Below are 19,271 nucleotides of genomic sequence, written 5' to 3'. Positions count from 1 at the left end.
GGAGTGCTCACTCATCGAGGTTGGGTGGATACCGGTCGGCTGACCGGGGCGGCAAGCTTTGCCGTCGGCGCACGATGAGGCTATGTGTCAGTCTCCGAGACGGGCTGCGAAATTTCCGAATCTCTCGTCGTAACAGCGCCCATTAAAAAGCCCGGCTTCCGCCGGGCTTTTTCGTCAGTGGATCGCGATCAGAACGCCATCTGCCACTGCGCGATCAGCGCGTGGTTCTGCGCGTTGCTGCCCATCTGCCCGCTGTATCCGATGCCGACGGTGTTGCGCGCCGAGACGCCGACATCGAAGCCGACGTCCAGCAGCAGGCTGTTGCGATCCAGCGCGGTGCCCTGGACGCTGAAGGCGTCGCCGCCGGCGAGGAAGGACTGGCGGGTTTCGCTGTCGATGTCGCCGAAGGTGTGGCGCCAGCCCAGGCCCAGGCGCGGGGTGAAGCTCATGCCGTTGCTCAGGGTGTCGAGGCGGGCGATGCGCAGGCCGAGGGTGCTGCTCAGGTTGTCCTGGTCCTGGGAGTCGACGTGCAGCGCGGCGGCGCCGCCCTTCTCGTCGTACGAATCGCGCTCGTAGCGCTGGTAGTCCAGGCGTGCGTAGGGCTCGGCGCTCAGGCGGCCGTTGCCCATGGCGTAGCCGGTCTCGGCGAACGCCTGCCAGCTGTCGGCGTCGTAGTCGCCCTTGGGACGATCACTGAAGCCGTCGAACTCGACCCGGCGTTTGCTCTCGCCGTCATGGCTGCTATAGGCCGCGCCCAGACGCACCGCCAGCGGGCCGCTCTGGTGCAGCGCGTAGGCGCCCAGGTGCCAGCTGTCGATGTCGCCGGAGACGCCGCCGCTGCCGTCCAGGTCGGTGTGCGAGTAGCCGCCGAGCACGCCCAGGCGCCAGTCCGGAGTCACCGCCCAGTCGGCGCCGAGCAGGGTGCCGCCGGTGTTCTGTTGCAGGTCGCCGCTGTTGTCGTGTTCGTCGAGCTTGCCGTGGCTGCCGATGCCCTGGACCCAGAGGCGGCCGGCGGCGTTCGGGTCGTTCAGGTTGCGCGCTGCGCTGGGCACGCCAGTGGCGGCGAGCATCGGTGTGTCACTGTTCTCGGTGGCCGCCAGCAGGCTACTGCTGCCCAGCTGGCGCACGGCGTTGAGCATGGCGCTGCCGACCTGCTGGCTGCCGGCGATGGTCGCGGCGGCCAGGCTGGCGTTGCTGGCGCCGGCCAGTTGTTCCAGGGCGGCTGTGGCGTTGCTCGCGTCGCTGGTGATCAACGAGTTGTACAGCGCGCCACCGTTCTGGCTCTGCAGGGCGGAGGCGGCGTTGCGGCCATTGCTGCTGCTGGCCAGGTCGCCGAACTGCACGTCGTTGCGGGTCAGTTGCAGGTCGACGCTGTTGGCGCTGTAGCTCAGGGTCGGGGTGAGGAAGGCAAAGTTGCTCTTCACGTCGGCGAACTGGCCGCTGACGCCGCCGGTGGAGCTGATCACCTGCACGCTGCTCTGCCACGGCCAGTTGCCGCTGCCGGCCTGCACGGCGAGATGCGAGCCGTCGATGCGGGTGCTGCCGTCTACCTGCACGGTGGCGTGGGCGCCGCTGGGCTCCACGCCGAAGGACAGGGTCGAGCCGCTCTGCAGGCTCAGGTTGCCGGTCACATGGGCGGCGCCGGTTGCCGGTGAGGCGACCAGGGTGCCGGCGACGTTCAGTCCGCCGACGCTGCCGCTGCCCGAGTAGGTTGCGCCCTGGTCGATCTGCAGGGTGCCGAGGAGGCTGCCGGTGTTGTTCAGGCTGGCGCCGCTGAAGACTTCGCCGCCTTCGCTGAAATCGTCGGTGCTGGAGAGCGCCCAGCTGCCCTGTTTCACGTCCAGCCACTCGAAGTTGGCGCTGTTGCCGAAGCTGCCGCCAGCGGCGTCGTCGAGGGTCACGGTGTCGCGGCCGCTGCCGCCGTCCACCAGGCCTTCGAAGCGGCTGCCGGAGAGCAGCACCAGGCTGTCGTTGCCGCCACCCATTTCCAGGGCCACGCCGTTGCCGCCGTGGATCAGACCATCGTTGATCACGGTGTCGTCGAGGTCGCCGGACAGGGTCACGCCGGAAAGCTTCTCGCCAGTGATGGTGCCGTGGTTTTCCAGGTAGGTGGAGCTGAAGCCACTATTACCGTTGCCGTCGTCTACCAGGATGCCGCGGTCGACGCTGCGGATGATCGCGCCGGCGTAGTTGATGATGGTGCCACCGCCCATGGCGATGCCTTCGCTGCCGTTCGGCGAGCCGTCTTTCGAGCCGGCGGCGCCGGTGCCTTCGATGATGCCGTGGTTCTCGATGTGGCCGGTGTAGTCGATGTCCACACCGTCGCCGTCGCCATCCGGAACCAGCCCGTTGTAGGAGCCTGTGATGCGCCCGTAGTTGATCACGGTGCCATCGCCGTCGGAGCCGAAGCCCGAGCCATTGCGGCCGATGATCACGCCGTCGGCGTAGTTGATCAGGGTGGCGCCGACATCGGTGGTGATGCCGTGGCGGCCGCCGCTGATGAGGCCGTGGTTTTCCACGTAGCCGCCCGAAGCGCCCTGGAAGTCGATGCCGTCGTTCTTGGTGTCGGCGGTGATCATGTCCGAGCTGCTGATCTCGCCGTAGTTGGTGATCGTCGCGTTGCCGCCGGGGCGGATGCCGTCGTTGCCATCGCTGTGGATGACGCCGCTGGCGCGGTTGATCAGGGTGACGGTGGCGTTGCTCTGCAGCTTGTCGAAGTCCAGCGCCTGGCCGGTGGCGGAATAGATGGTGCCGGCGTTGTCGACCAGCACGTTGCCGGCGCTGAACGGGTTGTTCATGCGGATGGCGTCGTCGTAGCCGAGGATGCGCCCGCCTTCGCGGTTGATGATCTGGTAGAAGCGTGTGGTGCTGTCGCTGCCAGAGGTATCGAACACACGGCCGGTGGTGGACTGCATCAGGCCGCTGTTGTCGATGACCACGCCGCTGCCGGTGGTTGCGCCCTTGAGGTCGATGCTCTTGCCGCTGGTAACCAGACTGCCGGTGCTGGTGACGGTCAGGGTGTCCTGGTTGGCCAGGGTGCGGCTGCCGGTCTGCGCGTCGCTGATGACGGGCGATACCGGCACGGCGTGGGCGGTTTCGGCGGCCAGGCTCGCCAGCACCAAGGCGATGCTCAGCGCGAGCGGGGAGGGCTTGTGCAGCATGGTACGGGCGTCCTTTTTCTTATCGAAGTGGCCGCCTTTTATAGCGATGGATTCTTACGCTTTTGTAACGGTGCTGGCCCCTTGCCAACTTCGTCGCCGGGCAGGGACGGGAGAAACCTTATATACTCTGCGGTCTTTTACCGTTTCCAGTGTGAGAATCGCCGTGAGCCAGCTGCCGCCCTGCCCCCAATGCAACTCCGAATACACCTACGAAGACGGCACCCAGCTGGTCTGCCCCGAGTGCGCCCACGAGTGGTCCGCCGACGGCTCGGGCGAGGCCGACGGCGACGCCCGCGTGATCAAGGACTCGGTCGGCAACCTGCTGCAGGACGGCGACACCGTTACCGTGATCAAGGACCTCAAGGTCAAGGGCTCGTCCCTGGTGGTGAAGGTTGGCACCAAGGTGAAGAACATCCGCCTGGTGGACGGCGACCACGACATCGACTGCAAGATCGACGGCATCGGCGCGATGAAGCTGAAGTCGGAGTTCGTGAAGAAGGTCTGAGCCTTCTCAGCGCTAACAAAAAGCCCGGCCATGTGCCGGGCTTTTTCATGCGCCTCTTTTCGCCGCAGGGAAGGGGCGAGGGTGAGCACCTATGTAGGATGGGTGGAGCTTGCGATACCCATCGCTCGCTGTTGCAGGAACTGGTGGGTATCGCTTCGCTCCACGCCATCCTACGAAGAGCGAAGCGGCTTACTCCTTGTAGTAAACCACCTGGTTGCTGGTCGCCAGCAGTGCGCCGGACTGGCTCCACAGCTGGGCGCTCTGGTCGAAGAAGCCGTTGCGGAATTCCTGGGCGCGGGCGTCGCCCAGCAGGTAGCCGGTGCCGACCTCGGCCATCTGCGCCGCGTCGGTGTGGAAGTAGGTGGTGATCGACACGGTGCCGGCCGGCACCGGGGTGGCGCGGCGCAGCCAGATGCGCGGGTAGAAGATGTCACTCATCGCCGCCAGGGACAGGAAGTCCAGCGGGCGGTCCTGGGCGTCGCGCAGCCAGAGCTGGCTGCGGCTGGTCTCGCCGCTGCCGTCCCATTGGGTGGGGAAGGCGCCGGAGACCGGGCGCATCTCATATTGCTTGGGCCAGGCCACCCCCTTGGCGGCGGGGCTCATCGGCTCGAAGTCGCTGGGCGGGGCGAGGTCCGGCGCGGGGATGTCGGTCAGGCTCCAGGTCTCGCGGCGCAGCGCGGTGACCAGGGTGGCGGTGGTGGTGACCTGCTGCTCGCCGGCTTCATCGGCCTGGGTCAGTTGCAGCAGCCAGTGCTGGGTGCTGCGGTTGGTGCGCACCGGCACGGCTTCGACCTGGAAGGCGCCGGCCACGACTGCTGCGGCGTAGTTCACCGTCAGCGACACCGGGCTGCCGAGCAGCTGCGGGTGGCGCAGTGCGCCCTGCAGCAGGACCGCAGCGGTGACGCCGCCGAAGGGGCCGACCATGTTCCAGTAGTCCTGGCTGGTATGACCCTCGTAGAGGTTGGGCTGGCCGGTCACGGGTTGCAGGGCCACGGCGCGGTCGAACGGGTGCAGGGCGGTATCGGTCATGACTCTCTCGGCGCTTTTTGTTCTGGGGAGAGGGTCTTGTAGGGGAAAGCGCCGAGTCGGGTCAAGGAGACCGAGTGGTCAGGGCGTGACCTCGAACCTGAGCGTACCGATCACCTGCCCGGCTTCCGTGAGCACCTGCACCTGCCAGTTGCCGCTGGGGTCGGTGGGGAAGTTCTGCTTGTGTGTCCAGGCGCGGTAGCCGGCCTCGCGGCCGCCCTTGATGTCGAGGGCGATGCGGTCCACTTCCTGGCCGTTCAGCCGCCAGGCATGGTAGATGCGCTCGTTCAGCCCGCGCGGGGCATTGATCGCGGTGTAGGCGTAGAGGCCCTGACTCTTGATCTGCGCAACGCTGACCGTTTCCAGGCTGTCGCCGGGGGTGCGCTGGGCGTTGTCGAAGCTCTCGGTCACCGCCATTTCGGTCATCCACAGGGTCGACGGCGGCACCCAGGCGCGGGCGAACCAACCCACCGCGCCGATGGACAGGGTCAGGCCGACGAGGGCGAACCAGCGCCACCATTTGTGGATCTTCACCGTGACCGCGAGGCTCGGGAAAGACAGCAGCACGGCGATGCCGAGTGCCGCCTGGTAGCTCTGCGGGGTGCTCAGGTGGAGGATGATCGGCAGCGCGGTGAGCAGCACCGCGAACAGCGTCAGGGTGTGGTAGCCGAGGAAGGTCCAGCGCCGCACCGACAGCCACTTGTAGTAGACCGGGTCGGTGATCGCCATCAGTCCGGCCAGCGTCAGCACGCCGGTGAACAGGGCCTGGCCGCTGTTCCAGGTGGTGGTGACGAAGAAGAACGGCAGGCAGAAGAACAGGCTTTCCTGGTGGATCAGCTGGGTCGCGTAGCGCAGCAGGCCCGGTGGCACTTCCCAGCCGAAACGGCGTTTGAAGCGGTCGGTAAGCAGGTTCTCCAGCATCAGCCAGATCCAGCTGACCAGCATGACGATGGCCATGGCGCGGGCAAAGCCGGCGCGGTGGCGGTCCACCATGATGAAGCTGAAGACGCCGGAGCAGAAGCCGAACAGGGCGATGACGCGCGGATACTTCTGCAGCAGGCCGAGGACGAGAGTGATGAGGCGCTGCACGCGCTCTTTCCAGATGAGCATGGGGCGGGAAGGCATTGCGGATTGGGGGCGAGATTGTAACCCCGGATGTCGGCGCGGGGCACGGGGAGTGACGGGAGGGGTTGGGTGTTTGGGCATGGACCCTCTCCCCAGCCCTCTCCCTGAAGGGAGAGGGAGCCGTCCGCAGCGTTGGGGCATTTGTGGCGTCAGCCGGCGAGCGCTGAGCTTTCAGAGCCTGCCGAACTGTCCCCTCTCCCCTTGGGAGAGGGTTAGGGTGAGGGCAGGCCATCGCGCAGGAGGTTGAGTGATTCGCGAGAAAGCTCGCTCCTACGAAAAGCGCGCCTCAGTGCTTCCCGCTCAACTCCTCCCGCGCGTAGTCGACGAACAGCTGCGCCGGCTTGGTCAGCTGGGCGCGCTTGAGCCAGGCGGCGACCAGGCCGGAGGTGCTGACCTCTTCGGCGACGTCCACCGTCACCACCTTCTTGCCGTCGTAGGTGCACTCGGAATGCGGGCGAGTGACCAGCAGGGAGAAGCCGAAGCCCTGGCCGACCATGCCGCGCACCATCTCGATCGACGGCGAGCTGAAGGCGATGTGCGGGTTCAGTCCCAGTTCCTCGAAGATGCGCACGAAGTAGGTGCGGCTGGGCTGCACGTCCAGCAGGATCATCGGCTCCAGCACCAGGTCGCGCAGGGAGACCTTGTCCTGCTTGGCGAAGCGGTGATTCTCCGGCAGCAGCGCGTAGGGGCGCTGGGCGGGCATCAGCGGGTCGGTGGAGATGGTGGCGTCGAGGTCGTGCTCGTAGAGCAGCGCCAGGTCGAAGCGGCCGGCGGTCAGGCCCTGCACCAGCTCCTGCTGCTCGCCATCGCTGATGCGGATTTCCACGCCGGGGTAGCGCTCGCGGAAGCCCGAGATCAGGCGCGGCAGGTAGAGCGGGGCGACGGTTTCGAAGCAGCCGATGTCGATCTGCCCGGCCACCACGTCGTTGTCGGCGAGGGCGTTCTGCTCGAATTCGTGGGCCATGCGCAGCAGTTCCTGCGCCTTGCGGTAGAAGCGCGCGCCGCTGGGGGTGAGCGACACGCCCTGGGCGTGGTGGCGGATGAACAGCTGCACGCCGAAGCTCTCTTCCAGCCCCTTGATCGCCGTGGAAATGGACGGCTGCGCGATGTACAGCTTGCGCGACGCCTCGGCCACGCTGCCGCATTCCACGGTGGTCACGAAATACTTCAATTGCCGCAAGGTATAGGAAGCCACTGCACGCCTCGTTGATGCTTTTTTATACAAGATACCGCGTTGGGCCGGCCGGCGGGGGCGGCCCATGGCGAAGATTTTCCTCGCCGGGGACCACATTTTTCATGGCCTTGGCCGCCTGCTGCGACCCTCCGGGCGCGGGCATACTCCAGCGCAGCGCGTGAAAGCGCCCTGCAAATCCCGTACACGCAGCCTGGAGTAAAGCTCATGCGCATGGCCCTTTGGCAGACCTGCGGCCTCCCCGGCGATGTCGCCGGCAACCTCGACCAGCTGGAGCGCCAGGCCGGTGCCGCAGCTGCTGCCGGCGCGCAACTGCTGCTCTGCCCCGAGCTGTGGCTGGGCGGCTACAACGTACCGCAGCGGATGAACGAGCTGGCCGAGGCGGCGGACGGCCCGTCTGCCCAGCGCATCGGCGAGCTGGCGCAGCGCTTCGGGCTGGCCATCGCCTACGGCTACGCCGAACGCCATCCGCAGGGCGGCAAGCCGTACAACTCGGTGCAGGTGATCGGCCCGTCCGGCAGCGCGCTGGGCCACTACCGCAAGGCGCACCTGTTCGGTGCCATGGAGCGCGAGGTGTTCAGCGCCGGCGATGTGCTGGAAGCGCCGTTCGACTATGCCGGCTGGCGCATCGGCCTGCTGATCTGCTTCGATGTGGAGTACCCCGAGGCGGTGCGCACCCACGCACTGAACGGCGCCGGGCTGATCCTCATTCCCACCGCGCTGACGCCCGAATACGGCGCGGTGCCGGGGGTGATAGTCCCGGCACGGGCGGTGGAGAACCAGTTGTTCGTTGCCTACTGCAACCACTGCGGCGTAGAGGACGGGCTGGCCTTCCTCGGTGGCTCCTGCATCGTCGCGCCGGATGGCGAGCGCCTGGCTGCCGCCGGGCCCGCGGAGAGTCTGCTGATCGTCGATCTGGACCCGAAGCAGCGCGCCCGCCAGGCCGGCACTTTCCCCTACCTGCCGTGCCGTCGCCCCGAGCTTTACGACGCGCTCACCCGCTGAATACGGGCCCTGCAGCGGTGCGCAGGCGCGCACCGTGATGGTGCGCAATGCTCCGGGCCGGTGCGTGGCTGCCCAGCTTTTTCATATATCCCGAAGACAAATTTAATAATTTTCCTTGGCAAGGCCTTGGGCGACCATCCAATCCACATTCGAACAACAACGTCCCTTGAGGGCGAGCGAAGCAGGAGTGCCCTGGTGTACGAGCTCAACGATTGGCGGCAGCGTGCTGACCGGCAGACTTTCATCGACAGCGCGCTGATCGGCGGCCGCCGCGTGACTGCACAGGATGGCGCGACCTTCGCTGCCATCGACCCGGCGACCAATCGCCTGCTGGCCAATGTCGCCGCCTGTGGCGCAGCCGAAGTCGACGCCGCCGTGCGCGTTGCCCGTCAGGCCTTCGAGACCGGCCCGTGGGCGCGCATGGCGCCGCGTGAGCGCAAGGCCGTGCTGCAGAAGCTCGCCGAGCTGATGATGGCCCACCGCGACGAGCTGGCCCTGCTCGACACCCTGAACATGGGCAAGCCGGTGATGGACGCCTGGAACATCGACGTCCCCGGCGCCGCTGGCGTGTTCTCCTGGTACGCCGAAAGCCTCGACAAGCTCTACGACCAGGTCGCCCCGACCGCGCAGAACGCCCTGGCCACCATCACCCGTACGCCGCTGGGCGTGATCGGCGCCGTGGTGCCGTGGAACTTCCCCCTCGACATGGCCGCCTGGAAGCTGGCGCCCGCGCTGGCCGCCGGCAACTCCGTGGTGCTCAAGCCCGCCGAGCAGTCGCCGTTCTCCGCCCTGCGCCTGGCCGAGCTGGCGCTGGAAGCCGGCATCCCCGAAGGCGTGCTGAACGTCGTCCCGGGCCTGGGTGAAGCCGCCGGCAAGGCGCTGGGCCTGCACCCGGACGTGGACGCCCTGGTGTTCACCGGTTCGACCCAGGTCGGCAAATACTTCATGCAGTATTCCGCGCAGTCCAACCTCAAGCAGGTGTGGCTGGAATGCGGCGGCAAGAGCCCGAATCTGGTGTTCGCCGACTGCCGCGACCTCGACCTCGCCGCCGAGAAGGCCGCCTTCGGCATCTTCTTCAACCAGGGCGAAGTCTGCTCGGCCAACTCACGCCTGCTGGTGGAGCGCTCGATCCACGACGAGTTCGTCGAGCGCCTGATCGCCAAGGCCCGCGACTGGACTCCGGGCGACCCGCTGGACCCGGCCAGCCGCGCTGGCTCCATCGTCGACAACAAGCAGACCGCCGGCATCATGGCCTGCATCGATCGCGCCCAGAGCGACGGCGCGCAGCTCGCCTGCGGTGGCCGCCAGCTGAGCTTCAACGGCTCGGACAACTTCATCGAGCCGACCATTTTCACCGGCGTGCGCCCGCAGCAGTCCCTGGCCCGCGACGAAGTGTTCGGCCCGGTGCTTGCAGTCATCCCCTTCGACAGCGAAGAAGAAGCCGTGCGCCTGGCCAACGACAGCATCTACGGCCTCGCCGCCTCCCTGTGGAGCGACGACCTGCACCGCGCCCACCGCGTGGCGCGCAAGCTGAACGCCGGCACCGTGTCGGTGAACACCGTGGACGCGCTGGACCCGGCGATTCCATTCGGTGGCGGCAAGCAGTCGGGCTTCGGCCGCGACCTCTCGCTGCATTCCTTCGATAAATACACGCAGCTCAAGACCACCTGGTTCCAGCTGCGCGACTGAATGAAAGACAGGCCGCCGGGGTCGCGCCCGGCGCCTGAGCAACACCCGAATTCCTAACCGAACCGTTCGAGACGGCCGGTGAGACTGCCTAGGTAAGTCCGTCGCCCTCGATCCCCTGAAGACCCCTCAGGCCGGCTGCCGGAGCACCGCCGAGGGATAGAGGAGAAAGTCGATGACCGACCCGAAGAGAGCGCCACGTGATACCCGCGAATACCAGAAAGCGGACGCGGCCCACCACATCCATGCCTTCCTCGACCAGAAGGCGCTGAACGCCGAAGGCCCGCGCGTGATGGTGCGCGGCGAAGGCCTGCACCTCTGGGACAACGATGGCAACCAGTACATCGACGGCATGTCCGGCCTGTGGTGCACCAACCTGGGCTATGGCCGCAAGGACCTGACCGCCGCCGCCACCGCCCAGCTGGACGAGCTGCCGTACTACAACATGTTCTTCCACACCACCCACCCGGCGGTGATCGAGCTTTCCGAGACCCTCTTCAGCCTGCTGCCTGACCACTACAGCCACGCGATCTACACCAACTCCGGCTCCGAGGCCAACGAGGTGCTGATCCGTACCGTGCGTCGATTCTGGCAGATCGAAGGCAAGCCGCAGAAGAAGATCATGATCGGCCGCTGGAACGGCTACCACGGCTCCACCCTGGCAGCCACCGCGCTGGGCGGCATGAAGTTCATGCACGAGATGGGCGGCCTGATCCCGGACATCGCGCACATCGACGAACCCTACTTCTTCGCCGCCGGCGGCGACCTGACCCCGGCCGAGTTCGGCCGTCGCTGCGCCCTGCAGCTGGAAGAGAAGATCCTCGAACTGGGCGCCGACAACGTCGCCGGCTTCATCGCCGAACCCTTCCAGGGCGCCGGCGGCATGATCTTCCCGCCGGAAAGCTACTGGCCGGAAATCCAGCGCATCTGCCGTCAGTACGACGTGCTGCTGTGCGCCGACGAAGTGATCGGCGGCTTCGGCCGTACCGGCGAGTGGTTCGCCCACCAGCACTTCGGCTTCCAGCCCGACACCCTGTCCATCGCCAAGGGCCTGACCAGCGGCTACATCCCCATGGGCGGCCTGGTGCTGAGCAAGCGCATCGCCCAGGCGCTGGTGGAAGAGGGCGGCGTGTTCGCCCACGGCCTGACCTACTCCGGCCACCCGGTGGCGGCAGCGGTGGCGGTGGCCAACCTGCGTGCGCTGCGTGACGAGGGCTGGGTGAATGCGGTGAAGAGCGACACCGGCCCCTACCTGCAGCAATGCCTGCGCGAAGTCTTCGGCAACCATCCGCTGGTGGGCGACATCCAGGGCACCGGCTTTGTCGCTGCGCTGCAATTCGTCCAGGACAAGGCCACCCGCAAGCGCTTCGACAATGAAAACGACATCGCCTGGCGCTGCCGCACCATCGGCTTCGAGGAGGGCGTGATCATCCGCTCCACCCTTGGCCGCATGATCATGGCCCCGGCGCTGGTCGCCGGCCGTGCCGAGATCGACGAGCTGGTCGACAAGACCCGCCGCGCGGTGGATCGCACGGCCCAGGAAATCGGCGTTCTGTAAGGCGCCGGAGCCAACTGCAGGGTGGATAACGCGCGAGCGTTATCCACCCTGAGGCTCCACGAATACCGAATAACAACGCCGCGAGCGCAAAGACGCCCGCGCGATGGAACCCTTTTGTCCGGCTTCTGGCCGGGAGTACTGCCCAGCAACACAACAACGCCAATCCGGCTGTGGGAGTCGTTCCATGAAAGTGTCCTTGCTCACGCGCATCTCCATCACCTGTGCCCTTGCTGCCGCTGTCGGCAGCGTTAATGCACAGCCCCAAAGCATCACCGTCATCTCCTTCGGCGGCGCCACCAAGGCGGCCCAGGAGCAGGCCTACTTCAAGCCCTTCGAGGCCAGCGGCGCCGGCAAGATCGTCGCCGGCGAGTACAACGGCGAGATGGCCAAGGTGAAGGCCATGGTCGATGTCGGCAAGGTCACCTGGGACGTGGTCGAGGTGGAAAGCCCCGAGCTGCTGCGCGGCTGCGAGGAAGGCCTGTTCGAGCGCATCGACCCGGCGGCCATCGGCGACGAGAAGAACTTCGTCCCCGGCACCCTCAGCGAGTGCGGCGTGGCCACCTATGTCTGGTCCATGGTCATGGCCTACAACGGCGCCAAGGTCACCAAGGCCCCGCAATCCTGGGCCGACTTCTGGAACACCGCCGAGTACCCGGGCAAGCGCGGCCTGCGCAAGGGCGCCAAGTACACCCTGGAGATCGCCCTGCTGGCCGACGGCGTGAAACAGGAAGATCTCTACAAGGTGCTCGGCACCAAGGAAGGCGTCGATCGCGCCTTCGCCAAGCTCGACCAGCTCAAGGGCAACATCCAGTGGTGGGAAGCCGGCGCGCAACCGCCGCAGTGGCTGGCCGCCGGTGACGTGGTGATGAGCGCCGCCTACAACGGCCGCATCGCCGCCGCGCAGAAGGAAGGCGTGAAGCTGGGCATCGTCTGGCCGGGCAGCCTCTATGACCCGGAATACTGGGCCGTGGTGAAGGGCACGCCGAACAAGGCGCTGGCCGAGAAGTTCATCGCCTTCGCCAGCCAGCCGCAAACCCAGAAGACCTTCTCCGAGAACATCCCCTACGGCCCAGTCCACAAGGGCACGCTGGACCTGCTGCCGGCGGACGTGCGCGACGCGCTGCCCACCGCGCCGGCCAACCTCGAAGGCGCCCGCTCGGTGGACGCGGCCTTCTGGGTCGACCACGGCGAAGAGCTCGAGCAGCGCTTCAACGCCTGGGCCGCCCGCTGATCCTTTCCTGATCCAAGCCCGGCGTCCGCGCCGGGCCTGCCTTGCCAACGACGCGTGAGAAACACAATGACAACGACGCAAAACCAGGCGACGACTCTGGAGCTGAGCACCATCCAGCCCATCGCCGCACACGAACGACACGGCCGCGCCCGCGACCTCTTCACCATCTGGTTCGGCAGCAACATCATGCTGCTGACCGTGGTCACCGGCGCCCTGGCGGTCACCGTGTTCAAGCTGCCGTTCTTCGCCGCCGTGCTGGCGCTGGTACTCGGCAACCTGGTGGGTGGCGTGTTCATGGCCCTGCACTCGGCCCAGGGCCCGCAGCTGGGCGTACCGCAGATGGTGCAGACCCGCGGCCAGTTCGGCTCCTTCGGCTCCTTGCTGGTGGTCGCCCTGGTGGTGATCATGTACCTGGGCTTCTTCGCCTCGAACCTGGTGCTCGGCGGCCAGGCGCTGCACGCGCGCTTCGAGGTGATCGGCACCAACACCGGCATCCTGCTGGTGGGCGCGATCAGCGTGATCGCCACGGTGTTCGGCTACCGCCTGATCCACGGCTACACCCGCGTGATGTCCTGGCTGTCCGGCGCTGTGCTGCTGGTCAGCTTCGTCTGGCTGGTGTTCGTCCACGGCCTGCCGGCGGACCTGCTTGAGCGCAACGAGAACAACATCCCCGGCTTCCTCGGCGCGCTGTCCATCGCCGCGCTGTGGCAATTGGCGTATGCGCCCTACGTGTCCGACTACTCGCGCTACATGCCGCAGGGCACCGGTTCGCGCACCGCGTTCTGGTCGAGCTACTGGGGCTGCTGCCTGGGTTCGATCCTGCCGATGCTGCTGGGCGTGCTGGTCGGCCTGTCGGTGGGCGAGGGCGACGTCATCGCCGGCCTGATCGAGATGACCGGCGGCTTCAGCGCCATCATGGTCGCGGTGTTCTCCATCGGCATCGCCGCCACCAACTCGATGAACCTGTACTGCGGCACCCTCTCGGCCATCACCGTCGGCCAGACGCTGATTCCCGCCTGGTCGGCCAAGGCCGGCTGGCGCGCGGTGATTGCCCTGGCGCTGTTCGGCGGTTCGCTGACCATCGCCCTGCTCGGCCAGGACAACTTCATGGCCAACTACACCAACTTCATCCTGCTGCTGCTCTACGTGCTGGTGCCCTGGAGTGCGATCAACCTGGTCGACTACTACCTGATCGCCCATGGCGAGTACGACGTGCTGTCGTTCTTCCGTCGTGACGGCGGCATCTACGGCACCTTCAACTGGACCGCGGTGAACTGCTACATCCTCGGCATCCTGGTGCAGGTTCCGTTCATGTCCACCGCGCTCTATACCGGCGCCGCCGCGCAGGCCATGAACGGTGCGGACATCTCCTGGGTCGTCGGCCTGGGCGTGGTCTCGCCGGTCTACTGGCTGTTCAGCCGCAAGCGCCAACGTGCCCTGAAGGCGGCTCGCGCATGAGTCGTCGTACCGGGTTCTTCTTCGACGAGCGCTGCTTCTGGCACGCGACCGGGCTGCACGCGCTGATCCTTCCCGTCGGTGGCTGGTTGCAGCCGCCGGTGGGCGGCGGCCACGCCGAGTCGCCGGAGAGCAAGCGCCGCCTGAAAAGCCTGATGGACGTCTCCGGGCTGAGCGCTCAGCTGCACCTGTCCAGCGCGCCGCTGGCCAGCGAGGAAGACCTGCTGCGGGTGCACCCGGTCAGCTACCTGGAGCGCTTCAAGGCCTACAGCGAAGTCGGCCACGGCGACATGGGCGAAGAGACCATGGTCAGCCATGGCACCTATGACATCGCCCGGCAGTCCGCCGGCCTGACCATCGCCGCTGTGGATGCGGTGCTGCGCGGCGAGCTGGACAACGCCTACGCGCTGTCCCGTCCGCCGGGCCACCACTGCCTGCCGGATCGCGGCATGGGCTTCTGCTACCTGGCGAACATCGCCGTGGCGGTGGAGACGGCCAAGGCGCGCCACGGTATCAAGCGTGTCGCGGTGCTCGACTGGGACGTGCACCACGGCAACGGCACCGAGGCGATCTTCTACGGCCGTGACGACGTGCTGACCCTGTCGATCCACCAGGCCGACTGCTACCCCACCGGCACCGGTGCGGTGGGCGACATCGGCGAGGGCGCGGGCAAGGGCTACAACCTCAACGTGCCGCTGTATCCGGGCAGTGGTGACGACGCCTACCGTGTGGCCATGGAAACCCTCATCGTGCCGGCGCTGGAGCGCTTCCAGCCGGAGCTGATCGTGGTTGCCAGCGGCTTCGACGCCAACGGCGTGGACCCGCTGGCGCGCATGCTCGCCCACAGCGAGACCTTCCGCTTCATGACCGCCGCCGTGCGCGACGCCGCCGAACGCCTGTGCGAAGGGCGTCTGGTGGTAGTTCACGAAGGCGGCTACGCGGAAGCCTACGTGCCGTTCTGCGGCCACGCGGTGATCGAGGAAATGGCCGGCGTGCGGACCGAAGTGGTCGATCCCTTCCTGCCGATGCTCGAAGGCCAGCAGCCCGACGCGGACTTCCGCGCCTTCCAGCGCCAGGCGCTGGAGCGGATGGCGGCCAGGCTGCTCGGCTGATGTTGTTAGCATGGGGCCTGGCGACGTAACGGCGGATAACCGCAAGCGGTTATTCGCCCTACGTATTCGCCGGAGTCGGTCGTTCGTGTAGGGCGGATAACGCCCCAGGCGTTATCCGCCGTTTCACCGACTCGCAGGTTCATTGCCGAAGCGTCTAGAGTGGTGGTTCCATCCAAAACAACGGATCGCGCCCCATGAAGTTTCTGTCCCTTCCCCTGCTCCTGTCCACCAGCCTGCTGGCCTTTGCCGCTGCCGCCCAGGCTGCCGATGACTGCGCCGACGCCCAGACCCAGGCCGAGATCAATGCCTGCACCGGCGCCGCCTACAAGGCCAGCGACAAGCGCCTCAACGACCTCTACGGGCAGTACCGCCAGCGCCTGGATGCCGGACAGAGGAAGGCCCTGACCGCCGCGCAGAAGGCCTGGCTGAACTACCGCGATCTCAGCTGCCAGTTCGAGACGGCCGGCGCCAAGGGCGGCTCGGGCTACCCCATGGCCTACAGCAATTGCCTGAAGGCCATGACCGACAACCGGATCAAGGAACTGCAGGCGCTGTCCGATTGCCAGGAAGGCGACTTCAACTGCCCTGCGCCCAAGCCCTGATACTTGCAGGAGCAACGGTTCTTCCCCGGGTAGCTTCGTGTTTGCGCGTCCCCCTCACCCCAGCCCTCTCCCTCAGGGAGAGGGAGCAGACCGTGCCGGCTGAAGCTGCGGTTTCATCCTCCACCGCACGGTCCCCTCTCCCTTTGGGAGAGGGTTAGGGTGAGGGTCGACCTGAGCGGAGGAATATCTGGCAGGAACGGGCTCTAACCTGCGGGCAGAAAAAAGGGAGCCTTGCGGCTCCCCTGGAGAGACGGCCGCGGAAGTGGAGTCGCGGCCGGGGGGTTAAGCTGCGCCGTCAGGCGGCGCTGAACAGGCTGTGCGGGTCGATGACGAATTTCTTCGGCACGCCGGCATCGAACTCGCCATAGCCCTTGGGCGCCTGGTCCAGGGTGATGACTTCCACCCCGACGACGTCGGCGATCTTGATGCGGTCCCACATGATCGCCTGCATCAGCTGGCGGTTGTACTTCATCACCGGGGTCTGGCCGGTATGGAAGCTGTGCGACTTGGCCCAGCCCAGACCGAAACGGATGCTCAACGAGCCCTGCTTGGCGGCCGCGTCCACCGCGCCCGGGTCTTCGGTGACGTAGAGGCCCGGAATGCCGATCTTGCCGGCCACCCGCACCACCCCCATCAGTGAGTTCAGCACGGTGGCCGGAGCCTCATGCTGCGATCCCGAATGCCCATGACCACGGGCCTCGAAGCCCACCGCGTCGACCGCGCAGTCCACTTCCGGCTCGCCCAGCAGATCGGCGATCTGCTCGTGCAGCGGGGTGTCCTTGGACAGGTCGGCGATCTCGAAGCCCTGTGCCTTGGCATGGGCCAGACGAGTCGGGTTGACGTCACCGACGATCACCACGGCGGCGCCCAGCAGGCGGGCCGAAGCGGCGGCGGCGAGACCGACCGGACCGGCGCCGGCGATGTACACGGTGCTGCCCGGACCGACGCCGGCCGTCACCGCACCGTGGTAGCCGGTGGGAAGGATGTCGGAGAGGCAGGTCAGGTCGCGGATCTTCTCCATCGCCGCGTCGCGGTTGGGCAGGCGCAGCAGGTTGAAGTCAGCGTAGGGAACCATCACGTACTCGGCCTGGCCACCGACCCAGCCGCCCATGTCGACGTAGCCGTAGGCGCCGCCGGCGCGGGACGGGTTGACCGTCAGGCAGACGCCGGTGTGCTGCTCCTTGCAGGTACGGCAGTGGCCACAGGCGACGTTGAACGGCACCGAGACCAGGTCGCCGATCTTCATGGTTTCCACGCCACGGCCGATCTCCACCACCTCGCCGGTGATTTCGTGGCCCAGCACCAGGCCTTCGGGCGCTGTGGTACGGCCACGGACCATGTGCTGGTCGGAGCCGCAGATGTTGGTGGAAACGACGCGGAGAATCACCCCGTGGTCGATCTGCTTGCCCTGCGGGTCCTGCATCTTCGGATAGGGGATGTTCTGAACTTCGACCTTGCCCGGGCCGAGATAAACCACACCACGATTGCCAGACATACGCATTCCTCATTGTGTTTGTGGGTACAAAGACGGGCCTTGCGGCTCGCGGTTCTGCACTGGGATGTCGTGTGTTGCGCGACAGGGCCGGGGGATTGGCAGCCGGCGGTCTGTCGGTGTTGCTCGTGCATGGGAGCCGGGCTTCAAGAGCCCCTCTCCCTAACCCTCTCCCGCAAGCGCGAGAGGGGATATCCGTGTGTGGCGGGAGCGCCGTTTCATCCGGCGACTCCGCACTGCTCTTGCCCCCTCTCCCTTCAGGGAGAGGGCTGGGGAGAGGGCGATTTACCGCGAGCGCCACAGTCCAGATCGGAGCGTAGGGCGGATGAGCTCCATCCATCCGCCGTCCGGGTGTCATGGCGCATAACGCCTGCGGCGTTATGCGCCCTACGAAGGCGGCTCTTACAGCACCACCGTCCGGTTGGCGTTCAGGAAGACGCGTTTCTCGATGTGGTAGCCCACGGCTTTCGCCAGGGTCAGGCACTCCACGTCGCGGCCCTTGGCGATCAGGTCCTCGGGGTAGTGGGAGTGGTCCACGGGCTCGACGCCCTGGGCGATGATCGGGCCCTCGTCGAGGTCGTTGTTGATGTAGTGGGCGGTGGCGCCGACCAGCTTCACGCCCTTCTGGTAGGCCTGGTGGTAGGGCTTGGCGCCCTTGAAACCGGGCAGCAGCGAGTGGTGGATGTTGATCGCCCAGCCGTCCAGGCGGCGGCACAGCTCGGGGGACAGCACCTGCATGTAGCGGGCGAGGATCACCAGTTCGGCGCCGGTTTCCTCGATCACCTGCCAGACCTTCGCCTCCTGCGCGCCCTTGTCGTTGGGGTCGAGGGCGAAGTGGTGGTAGGGGATGCCGTGCCAGCGCGCCAATGGTTCCAGGTCCGGGTGGTTGGAGACCACCGCCACCACGTCCATCGGCAGTTGACCGATGCGCTGGCGGTAGAGCAGGTCGTTCAGGCAGTGGTCGGCCTTGGAGACCATGATCACCACCTTGCTGCGGTAGCCCGGCGGGGTCAGTTCGACATTCATCTGGAAGGGCGAGACGCGGTCGGCGAGGCCGGCGCGGAAGGCTGTTTCGTCGAAGCCGTCGCCGGCACGGAACTCGATGCGGATGAAGAAACGCTGCGCCAGGCGGTCATCGAACGAGTGGTGCTCGGTGACATAGCAGCTCTGTTCGAACAGGTAGCGCGTGACCACGTCCACCGTGCCCAGCAGGCTCGGGCTGTCGGCGGTGAGGATCCAGGTTTCGGGGGTGCGGCTCATGGTCTGACTCCGAAGGATTTCCCCCCGCCGGTGCGGCAGGGGGAATCGACGCCTGTTACGCCGCTACCTGCAGGCCGTACTCGGCGCAGGCGTCCTGCAGCCACAGCCAGAAGTAGTCGGAGAAGCTGCGGCGCACCACCAGCTCCCAGGTGTGCTCGCCGGTATGGCGGATCACCAGCTGGGACTTGGCGAAGTTCGTGCCGATAGCCTTGCCCACCGGGAAGTTGCTCGGGTGCACGTCGTAGCCGGTGGACTTCATCAGCACTTCGCGGACCTTCGCGCCTTCGAGCTCCAGCAGGGTCTGGCCGCCGCTGACGTTGATCACCGAGTAGTGCAGTTCTTCGCCCAGCGCCTCGCGCAGGCGCTGTTCGACGGCGAACTCCTCGCCGCCGGGGACGATCAGCAGCCATTCGTCCGGGCCGAGCCACTGCAGCGAGGTTTCGCCCTTGGCCACCAGGCCCAGGGCCACCGGCAGCTCCAGGCCCAGGGCCTTGTGCACGCCGCCGGCGAAGGCCGGATCGTGGGCGTCGCCACGCAGGGTCAGGTGGCCGAGGAATTTCTTCTCGCGCAGGGTCACGCCGGCGTTGGCCACCTTGCGCGCGGCGAGCTTGTCCAGCTCGGCATGGTGCAGGGGCGACTCGGCCTGGATGCCGTCTTCGGGGCGTTGCTGGTAGAGATTTGCCTTGCTCATTCTTTTTCACCTTGGGGCGTCGTGCGCCCTGGAAGCCTGTCTGCCCTCTCCCTAACCCTCTCCCTGAAGGGAGAGGGGATATCCGAGTGCGCTTCACGCACCGTGCCATCCGGGAGCTTCAGTCACTCCCTCTCCCTTCAGGGAGAGGGCGGGGGAGAGGGGCGAACCCC

The 19,271-nt window shown here is 66.7% G+C and carries 15 protein-coding genes; 8 read left to right on the top strand and 7 right to left on the bottom strand.

Going from position 1 to position 19,271, the window contains the following annotated elements:
- Window positions 1-188: 188 nt before the first annotated feature.
- A complete protein-coding gene (locus tag IB275_RS30155; RefSeq protein WP_192294607.1) occupies window positions 189-3,161 on the bottom strand; it encodes an autotransporter outer membrane beta-barrel domain-containing protein in 2,973 nt (990 codons plus the stop codon).
- Between the two features lie 163 nt (window positions 3,162-3,324).
- On the opposite strand from IB275_RS30155, the gene IB275_RS30150 reads away from it, so the two are divergent.
- The gene (locus IB275_RS30150) at window positions 3,325-3,666 is read left to right on the top strand and encodes a zinc ribbon domain-containing protein YjdM (protein ID WP_192294609.1); all 342 of its coding nucleotides are present in this window, start codon (window positions 3,325-3,327) and stop codon (window positions 3,664-3,666) included.
- A gap of 189 nt (window positions 3,667-3,855) precedes the next feature.
- Here IB275_RS30150 and IB275_RS30145 read toward each other — a convergent pair whose 3' ends face one another.
- From IB275_RS30145 to IB275_RS30135, 3 genes are all read right to left on the bottom strand, one after another.
- Complete coding sequence (locus IB275_RS30145; protein ID WP_192294611.1) at window positions 3,856-4,695, bottom strand: acyl-CoA thioesterase; 840 nt, start codon at window positions 4,693-4,695, stop codon at window positions 3,856-3,858.
- A gap of 78 nt (window positions 4,696-4,773) precedes the next feature.
- Complete coding sequence (locus IB275_RS30140) at window positions 4,774-5,802, bottom strand: DUF5924 family protein (protein WP_138213619.1); 1,029 nt, start codon at window positions 5,800-5,802, stop codon at window positions 4,774-4,776.
- 301 nt (window positions 5,803-6,103) lie between these two features.
- Window positions 6,104-7,012, bottom strand: a complete 909-nt coding sequence (locus IB275_RS30135) for a LysR substrate-binding domain-containing protein (RefSeq protein WP_081519107.1) — start codon at window positions 7,010-7,012, stop codon at window positions 6,104-6,106.
- Between the two features lie 204 nt (window positions 7,013-7,216).
- Here IB275_RS30135 and IB275_RS30130 point away from each other — a divergent pair, with 204 nt between their 5' ends.
- The 7 genes from IB275_RS30130 to IB275_RS30100 all read left to right on the top strand — a co-directional run bounded on the left by IB275_RS30130 (window position 7,217) and on the right by IB275_RS30100 (window position 15,658).
- Window positions 7,217-8,014 (top strand): carbon-nitrogen hydrolase family protein, encoded by a 798-nt coding sequence (locus IB275_RS30130; RefSeq protein ID WP_192294613.1) that lies wholly within the window; start codon window positions 7,217-7,219, stop codon window positions 8,012-8,014.
- Between the two features lie 195 nt (window positions 8,015-8,209).
- Window positions 8,210-9,703 carry an aldehyde dehydrogenase gene (locus IB275_RS30125; protein ID WP_192294615.1) on the top strand — a complete coding sequence of 498 codons (1,494 nt, stop codon included), beginning with the start codon at window positions 8,210-8,212 and terminating at the stop codon, window positions 9,701-9,703.
- A 172-nt stretch (window positions 9,704-9,875) separates the two neighbouring features.
- A complete protein-coding gene (locus IB275_RS30120; RefSeq protein WP_192294617.1) occupies window positions 9,876-11,258 on the top strand; it encodes an aspartate aminotransferase family protein in 1,383 nt (460 codons plus the stop codon).
- Between the two features lie 184 nt (window positions 11,259-11,442).
- Window positions 11,443-12,489: a gamma-aminobutyric acid-binding protein gene (locus tag IB275_RS30115; RefSeq protein ID WP_192294619.1), complete on the top strand. Its 1,047-nt coding sequence runs from the start codon at window positions 11,443-11,445 to the stop codon at window positions 12,487-12,489.
- Between the two features lie 66 nt (window positions 12,490-12,555).
- On the top strand, window positions 12,556-13,947 hold the full coding sequence (locus tag IB275_RS30110; protein ID WP_081519112.1) for a purine-cytosine permease family protein: 1,392 nt from the start codon (window positions 12,556-12,558) through the stop codon (window positions 13,945-13,947).
- Window positions 13,944-15,056, top strand: coding sequence for a class II histone deacetylase (locus IB275_RS30105; protein WP_192294621.1), 1,113 nt, complete (start codon window positions 13,944-13,946; stop codon window positions 15,054-15,056). Before IB275_RS30110 ends, IB275_RS30105 begins: the two co-directional genes overlap by 4 nt.
- A 194-nt stretch (window positions 15,057-15,250) precedes the next feature.
- Window positions 15,251-15,658, top strand: coding sequence for a lysozyme inhibitor LprI family protein (locus IB275_RS30100; protein WP_192294623.1), 408 nt, complete (start codon window positions 15,251-15,253; stop codon window positions 15,656-15,658).
- A 295-nt stretch (window positions 15,659-15,953) separates the two neighbouring features.
- Here IB275_RS30100 and fdhA read toward each other — a convergent pair whose 3' ends face one another.
- The 3 genes from fdhA to IB275_RS30085 form a co-directional block, all read right to left on the bottom strand.
- Window positions 15,954-17,153, bottom strand: a complete 1,200-nt coding sequence (gene fdhA, locus IB275_RS30095; RefSeq protein ID WP_081519115.1) for a formaldehyde dehydrogenase, glutathione-independent — start codon at window positions 17,151-17,153, stop codon at window positions 15,954-15,956.
- 399 nt (window positions 17,154-17,552) lie between these two features.
- Entirely contained in the window at window positions 17,553-18,410 is an 858-nt protein-coding gene (locus tag IB275_RS30090) for a formyltetrahydrofolate deformylase (protein WP_192294625.1), read from the bottom strand.
- 55 nt (window positions 18,411-18,465) lie between these two features.
- Complete coding sequence (locus IB275_RS30085; RefSeq protein WP_081519117.1) at window positions 18,466-19,101, bottom strand: sarcosine oxidase subunit gamma; 636 nt, start codon at window positions 19,099-19,101, stop codon at window positions 18,466-18,468.
- Window positions 19,102-19,271: the final 170 nt, after the last annotated feature.

Source organism: Pseudomonas sp. PDM21, from assembly GCF_014852505.2.
GTDB lineage: Bacteria > Pseudomonadota > Gammaproteobacteria > Pseudomonadales > Pseudomonadaceae > Pseudomonas.
This window is presented reverse-complemented; position numbering and strand designations above follow the sequence as displayed.